The organism is Nocardioides sp. (assembly GCF_031422975.1).
Taxonomy (GTDB): Bacteria; Actinomycetota; Actinomycetes; order Propionibacteriales; family Nocardioidaceae; genus Nocardioides.
Map to the genome: position 1 here is coordinate 1 of NZ_JANPEO010000331.1, position 6,969 is coordinate 6,969.

A 6,969-nucleotide genomic window follows, 5' to 3' on the forward strand; every position below is an offset into this window, starting at 1 on the left:
CGTCGGCGGTCTTGCCGAAGGCCAGCGCCTGCGTTTGCGCGAAGAAGTTGGACAGCAGCAGCTCGTGCACGTCGACGTTCTCGCCGTCGTCGTCGTCGACCAGGGCGTACGCCGGTCGCGCGAAGGCGATGAAGTCGGCCGGGATGAGCTGAGTCCCCTGGTGGATCAGCTGGTAGAACGCGTGCTGCCCGTTGGTCCCGGGCTCGCCCCAGAACACCTCCCCCGTCTCGGTGGTGACCTGGGTGCCGTCCCACCGCACGCCCTTGCCGTTGGACTCCATCGTGAGCTGCTGGAGATAGGCCGGGAACCGGTGCAGCAGCTGCGCGTAGGGGAGCACCGCATGCGTGGCCGCACCGAGGAAGTTGTGGTGCCAGATGTTGATCAGGCCCATCAGGGCGGGCACGTTGGTGTCGAGCGGGGTCGTACGGAAGTGCTCGTCCATCGCGTGGAAACCGGCCAGGAACTCCGCGAAACGCTCCGGCCCGAGCGCGATCACCAGCGAGGTGCCGATCGCCGAGTCGAGCGAGTAGCGACCGCCGACCCAGTCCCAGAAGCCGAAGGCGTTGGCCGGGTCGATGCCGAAGGCCGCCACCTTGTCGAGGGCCGTGGAGACCGCGACGAAGTGCTTCGCCACGGCCTGGGTGGCATCCTCGTCGGCGAGCCCCTCGAGCAGCCACGCCTTGCACAGGCGCGCGTTGGTGAGCGTCTCCAGCGTCCCGAACGTCTTGCTCGACACGATGAACATCGTGGTCGCCGGGTCGAGGCCCTGGAGTTTCTGCGCGGCGTCGGTCGGGTCGATGTTGCTGATAAAGCGACATGCCAACCCCTCCTTGACGTACGGCGCCAGCGCCTCGTACGCCATGACGGGACCGAGGTCCGAGCCCCCGATCCCGATGTTGACGACCGTCCTGATCGGCTCACCGGTGACGCCCGTCCACGACCCCGACCGCACCTGCTCGGCGAACGCGTAGACACGAGCCAGGACGGCGTGGACGTCGGCCACGGCGTCCTGCCCGTCGACCATGAGCGACGCCGACGACGGCGCCCGCAGGGCGGTGTGCAGCACGGCCCGATCCTCGGTGACGTTGATCCGCTCGCCGGCGAACATCGCGTCCCGGCGCGCGGTCAGCCCCACCTCGTCGGCCAGCGAGAGCAGGGCCGCGAGGATGTCCGCATTGACGAGGTTCTTCGACAGGTCGACGTACAGCTCGCCGGCAGTCAGTGTCAGCCGGGAGGCCCGCTCGGGGTCCTCGGCGAAACTGGCGCGCAGGTCCGGGGCGTAGTCCCGGCTCAGGTCGGAGAGCCGGGACCATGCGGCAGTGGTCGTCGCGTCGACGGGGCCGGTGCCGCTCGCACCGGTCACGACGTGCCGCCGGCCGCCTCGAGCTGGCCGCGGACGGTGTCGAGCAGCTCGTTCCAGGAGGTGACGAACTTGTCGACCCCCTCCGCCTCGAGCGTCGCGATCACGTCGTCGTAGTCGATGCCGGCGGCCGCGAGTGACGCCATGGTGGTGCTCGCGTCGTCGTACATCGTGGTGACCTGGTCGCCGAGCACCTCGCCGTGGTCGGCGAAGGCCTGCATCGTCTTCTCCGGCATCGTGTTGACCGTGTCGGCGACGACGAGGTCGGAGACGTACATGGTGTCGCGGTAGTCGGGGTTCTTCACCCCGGTCGAGGCCCACAGCGGGCGCTGCCGGTGGGCACCGGCCTCCGCGAGCGCCTGCCAGCGCGGACCGGCGAAGAACTCCTCGAAGGCCCGGTAGGCCAGGCGGGCGTTGGCGACACCGGCGCGGCCGAACAGCTCCTTGTCGGCGCCGATCTCCTCGAGGCGCTTGTCGATCTCGGAGTCGACGCGCGAGACGAAGAAGGAGGCGACCGAGTGGATCTTCGACAGGTCGTGACCGTTGTCGCGGGCCCGCTCGAGACCGGAGACGTAGGCCTCCATCACCCCGCGGTAGCGGTCCAGGCCGAAGATCAGCGTGACGTTGACGCTGATGCCCTCGGCGAGCACGTCCGTGATCGCGGGAGCTCCTTCGGTGGTGGCGGGGATCTTGATCAGGAGGTTCTCCCGGTCCACCGCCTTCCAGAGGTCCTTGGCGGACGCGACCGTGCCGTCGGTGTCGTTGGCCAGGGTGGGGGAGACCTCGATCGAGACGCGGCCGTCGACACCGCCGGTGAAGTCGAAGACGGGCTTGAGCACATCGCACGCGGCGCGAACGTCGCCGGTGGTGAGCTGGAAGACCGTCGTCTCCACGTCCGCGCCGGCGTCGGCGAGATCCCGGACCTCCGCGTCATAGCGCTCGCCGTCCTTGAGGGCCGCAGCGAAGATCGAGGGGTTGGTGGTCACCCCGACCACGGAGGACGAGCTGACGAGATCGGCGAGGTTGCCCGTCTCGATGCGCTCGCGGGACAGGTCGTCGAGCCAGATGGAGACACCGGCGTCGGCCAGTGCAGTGAGACGTTCAGACATTGCTTGCTCCGATGCTGTCGCGTGCGGCGGCGGCGACGGCGTCTGCCGTCACGCCGAACTCCTGGAAGATCGTGGCGAAGTCTGCCGAGGCGCCGTACGTCTCGATCGAGATGATCCGGCCGTTGTCGCCCACGATCTCGCGCCACCCGAGCCCGATGCCCGCCTCCACCGAGACGCGGGCCTTGACCGCCGGCGGGATGACCGAGTCGCGGTACGCCCGGTCCTGGCCGTTGAACCACTCGACACACGGCATCGACACGACGCGGGCGTTGATCCCCTCGGCCGCCAGCAGCTCGCGCGCCCGGACCGCCAGCTGGACCTCGGACCCGGTGCCGACCAGGACGACGTCGGGCGCTGCGTCGGTGTCGAGCAGGACGTAGCCACCCTTGGCGACCCCGGCCGCGTCGCCCCAGTGCTCACCGGTGCCGGCGTCGGTGCCGCGCGGGAAGGTCGGCACGTTCTGACGCGTGAGGCACAGGCCGGCCGGACTGTCGGTGTTCTCCAACACGGTCCGCCACGCGACGGCCGTCTCGTTGGCGTCGGCCGGTCGGACGACGTCGAGGCCGGGGATGGCGCGCAGGGCGGCGAGGTGCTCGATCGGCTGGTGGGTCGGACCGTCCTCGCCGAGCCCGATCGAGTCGTGGGTCCAGACGTAGATGTTCGCCAGTCCCATGAGCGCGGCCAGCCGCACCGAGGGCCGCATGTAGTCGGAGAACTGGAGGAACGTGCCGCCGAAGACGCGAGTCAGCCCGTGCAGGGTGATGCCGTTCATGATCGAGCCCATGGCGTGCTCGCGGATGCCGAAGTGGAGCACGCGACCGTAGGGGTCGCCCGACCAGTGCTTGGTGCTGTGCTCGACCGGGATGAAGGACGCGGCGCCCTCGATCGTGGTGTTGTTGGACTCCGCGAGGTCGGCCGAGCCGCCCCACAGCTCGGGCAGCACCCCGGCGATCGCGTTGATCACCTCACCGGAGGCCTTCCGGGTCGCGACGCCCTTCGGGTCCGCGTCGAAGCTCGGCAGCGCGTCGGCCCACCCGTCGGGCAGCGTGCGGTCCTTGAGGCGGTGCAGCAGCTTCTCCCGCTCGGGGTTGGCCGCAGCCCACTTGTCGTACGCCGCATCCCACTGGTCGCCGGCGGCCGCGCCGCGCACCAGCAGCTGGCGGGTGTGGGCGAACACGTCGTCGGGGACCTCGAAGGTCTGGTCGGGGTCGAAGCCCATGAGCTTCTTGGTCGCCGCGACCTCCTCGTCGCCGAGCGCGGAGCCGTGGGCCTTGCCGGTGCCCTGGAGGGTGGGTGCCGGCCAGGCGATGATCGTCTTCAGGACGATGAAGGACGGCCTGGTGGTCTCGGCGCGCGCGGCCTGGAGGGCGGCGTAGAGCGCCGGCACGTCCTCGCGGTAGGTCTGGCCGTCGCGGTTGCCCGCCCAGTCGACGACCTGCACGTGCCACCCGTAGGCCTCGTAGCGCTGGGCGACGTCCTCGGTGAAGGCGACGTTGGTGTCGTCCTCGATCGAGATCTCGTTGTCGTCGTAGATGAGGGTGAGGTTGCCGAGCTGCTGGTGCCCGGCGATCGAGGACGCCTCGCCGCTCACACCCTCCTCGAGGTCGCCGTCGGAGGCGATGCAGTAGACGTGGTGGTCGAAGGGCGACTCGCCGACCGGTGGCTCGGGGTCGAGCAGCCCGCGCTCGCGCCGGGCGGCCATCGCCATGCCCACGGCGTTGCCCACGCCCTGGCCGAGGGGTCCGGTGGTGGTCTCCACCGCCGCCGTGTGGTGGTACTCCGGGTGGCCGGGCGTCCGCGAGCCCCAGGTGCGCAGCGCCTTGAGGTCATCGAGCTCGAGACCGAAGCCGCCGAGGTAGAGCTGGACGTAGAGCGTCAGGCTGGAGTGGCCGCAGGAGAGCACGAAGCGGTCCCGGTTGATCCAGTCGAGGGCGGCCGGGTCGTGACGCATGACCTTCTGGAAGAGCAGGTAGGCCGCCGGGGCCAGGCTCATGGCTGTGCCGGGGTGGCCGTTTCCGACCTTCTGGACCGCGTCCATCGCGAGGACGCGTGCGGTGTCCACGGCCCTGTCGTCGAGTTCGTTCCAGTCCAGCTCGGGCAGCGAGAGGGTCACGATGATCCTTGTCGTTCGGTACGGCAGCGGGCACCGCCGAGCCTACCCATGCAGAGGGTTAGACTCGACCCCGCACTGATCCCCCTTGTCTTGAGGTCTCCACCTTGTCCCACGTCGGCCAATCGGCCTCGGCTGCTGCGCCCTCCGGGGATGCGGATGAGCCGACCGTGAGCGACCCCGGTGCCGCTTCCCCCGAGGCGCAGGTGTCCTTCAAGGACGTCGTCGCGGCCTACGTCGGGCTGACCAAGCCGCGGGTCATCGAGCTGCTGCTGCTGACGACGGTGCCGGTGATGTTCTTCGCCGAGCGCGGCGTCCCCGCGCTCGCGCTGGTGGCCGCGACCGTGGTGGGCGGCGCGCTCTCCGCCGGGTCCGCGTCGGCGTACAACTGCGTCTACGACCGAGACATCGACGAGCAGATGCGGCGCACCCGGCGCAGGGCCCTGCCTCGCCACATCGTCACGGCCCGCTCGGCGCTGGTCTTCGCGACCGTGCTGGCGATCCTCTCGACCGTGGTGCTGGCGCTCTGGGTCAACCCGCTGAGTGCCGGGCTCTCGGTGCTGGCCAACGCGTTCTACGTCTTCGTCTACACGATGATCCTCAAGCGGCGCACGACCCAGAACATCGTCTGGGGCGGGCTGGCCGGCTGCTTCCCGGCGCTGATCGGCTGGACCGCGGTGACCGGCGAGCTGGCGTGGACGCCCGTGATCTTGTTCCTCGTCGTCTTCTTCTGGACGCCGCCGCACACCTGGGCGCTGGCGCTGCGCTACCGCGAGGACTACGCCGGCGTCGACGTGCCGATGCTGCCGGTGGTCGCCTCCGCCGCCGAGGTCGGGCGCCAGATCGTGCTCTACGCCTACGTCATGGTGGCGACGTCGCTGGCGCTGTGGCCGATCGCCGACACCAGCCTGTTCTACCCCGTGGCGGCCGCCGCGCTCGGCGTGGTCTTCCTGGTCGAGGCGCACCGCATGTGGCTGCGTGCCAAGGCCTCCGACGAGCTCAGCGCCATCAACCCCATGCGGCTCTTCCACATGTCCAACCTCTACCTGTCGCTGCTGTTCGTGGCGGTCGCCTTGGACCCGCTGCTCTTCGGCTGAGGTGGGGACGCAGGTCGACTCCTTGTCGAGAGCAGCGCCCAGGTCGCTGCGGCGGAGATGACCGCCGCGCCGAGCATGTGCAGGCCGACGAGGATCTGGGGCAGGTCGGTGACGTACTGCACGAAACCGAGCAGTCCCTGGGCGAGCTCGAGCAGGAGCAGCGCGCCCACGGCGTGGGAGACGACCGTCGCGCCCTGGCGCCGGGCGACCACGAGCAGCCCGACGGTGACGGCGAGCAAGACGTAGACGGCCGCCGCGTGCACGTGCGACATCACCTGGGGGTCCAGCCCCGTCCGCCGAGACTCGAGGTCGCCGGAGTGCGGGCCGCTGCCCGTGACGACCGTGCCGAGGTAGAGCACGAACCAGGTGGTGCCGAAGACCAGCCAGGCGATCCGTCGCAATCGTCCGGTCGCCCGGCGTGCCGGGCCGCGCAGCTCGTCGAGCAGCAGCACGCAGACGCCGATCATCGCCATCGACAGCAGCAGGTGCAGGGAGACGAGCCACGGGTTGAGGTCGGTGAGCACCGTGATGCCGCCGACCACCCCTTGTGCCGGGACGCCGATCGCGATGATCGCGGACAGGCGCGTGGCGCGAGCGCGGTCGCTGCGCCACAGGGACAGGAACGTGGCGATCGCGACCGCGGCCAGCACCCACGTCAGCATCCGGTTGCCGAACTCGATCGCGCCGTGCAGCCCGAGCGCCGCGTGGGGGACGTAGGACTGCTCCGTGCAGCGCGGCCAGGTCGGGCAGCCGAGCCCGGAGTCGGTCAGGCGCACGGCGCCGCCGGTGACGACGATGCCGATGTTGGCCACGAGGCTGGCCACGGCGAGCGGCCAGGCGAGGCGGTGCAGTCGGGCGAGTGCGGGCATGTCTATTCCCAACGGAAGGTGCGGGCGGTGAGGAACGTCCCGAGGACTCCCCACACCACGAGGATGACGATGGCAGGGCCGTCGAGCCGGGCGTCGACGAGCGCGGCGCGCATCGCGTCGCCGAGCGCGGCGGACGGCAACCAGCCGATGACGCCCGACGCTGCGCCGTACGACGAGGTCGGCAGCACCACCCCGCCGCCCGCCATCAGCAGCAGGTACACGAGGTTGGCCAGTGCCAGCGTCGCCTCGGCGCGCAGCACCCCGGCGACGAGGAGACCGAGGGACGCGAAGGCCCAGGTGCCGGCCGCGAGGGCCAGTGCGGTGGCGCCGATCGAGATCGGTGGGTGGTCCGGCGCGGGCCTCCAGCCGAGCAGCACGCCGACCACGACGAGCACGACGAACTGGAGTGCCACGACGTTGAGCA

Annotated in this window: 5 protein-coding genes and 1 pseudogene; 1 reads left to right on the forward strand and 5 read right to left on the reverse strand. The window is 70.4% G+C overall.

Features of this window, described 5'->3' with window-relative positions; all coding sequences use genetic code 11:
* From pgi to tkt, 3 genes are all read right to left on the reverse strand, one after another.
* Positions 1–1,363: glucose-6-phosphate isomerase (gene pgi, locus RMO85_RS10080; RefSeq protein ID WP_310528594.1), on the reverse strand; the 1,363-nt coding region annotated here is incomplete at its 3' end.
* The gene (gene tal, locus RMO85_RS10085; protein ID WP_310528595.1) at positions 1,360–2,469 is read right to left on the reverse strand and encodes a transaldolase; all 1,110 of its coding nucleotides are present in this window, start codon (positions 2,467–2,469) and stop codon (positions 1,360–1,362) included. The genes tal and pgi, both read right to left, overlap by 4 nt.
* The gene (tkt, locus tag RMO85_RS10090) at positions 2,462–4,582 is read right to left on the reverse strand and encodes a transketolase (RefSeq protein WP_397203609.1); all 2,121 of its coding nucleotides are present in this window, start codon (positions 4,580–4,582) and stop codon (positions 2,462–2,464) included. The genes tal and tkt overlap by 8 nt, the downstream gene beginning before the upstream one ends.
* Positions 4,583–4,749: 167 nt before the next feature.
* On the opposite strand from tkt, the gene RMO85_RS10095 reads away from it, so the two are divergent.
* Positions 4,750–5,676 (forward strand): heme o synthase, encoded by a 927-nt coding sequence (locus RMO85_RS10095; RefSeq protein WP_310528596.1) that lies wholly within the window; start codon positions 4,750–4,752, stop codon positions 5,674–5,676.
* Here the strand turns inward: RMO85_RS10095 and RMO85_RS10100 are convergent.
* Positions 5,622–6,545 (reverse strand): COX15/CtaA family protein, encoded by a 924-nt coding sequence (locus RMO85_RS10100; RefSeq protein ID WP_310528597.1) that lies wholly within the window; start codon positions 6,543–6,545, stop codon positions 5,622–5,624. The genes RMO85_RS10095 and RMO85_RS10100 overlap by 55 nt on opposite strands.
* A 2-nt stretch (positions 6,546–6,547) precedes the next feature.
* Positions 6,548–6,969: pseudogene (locus tag RMO85_RS10105) on the reverse strand (ABC transporter permease); the annotation flags it as partial.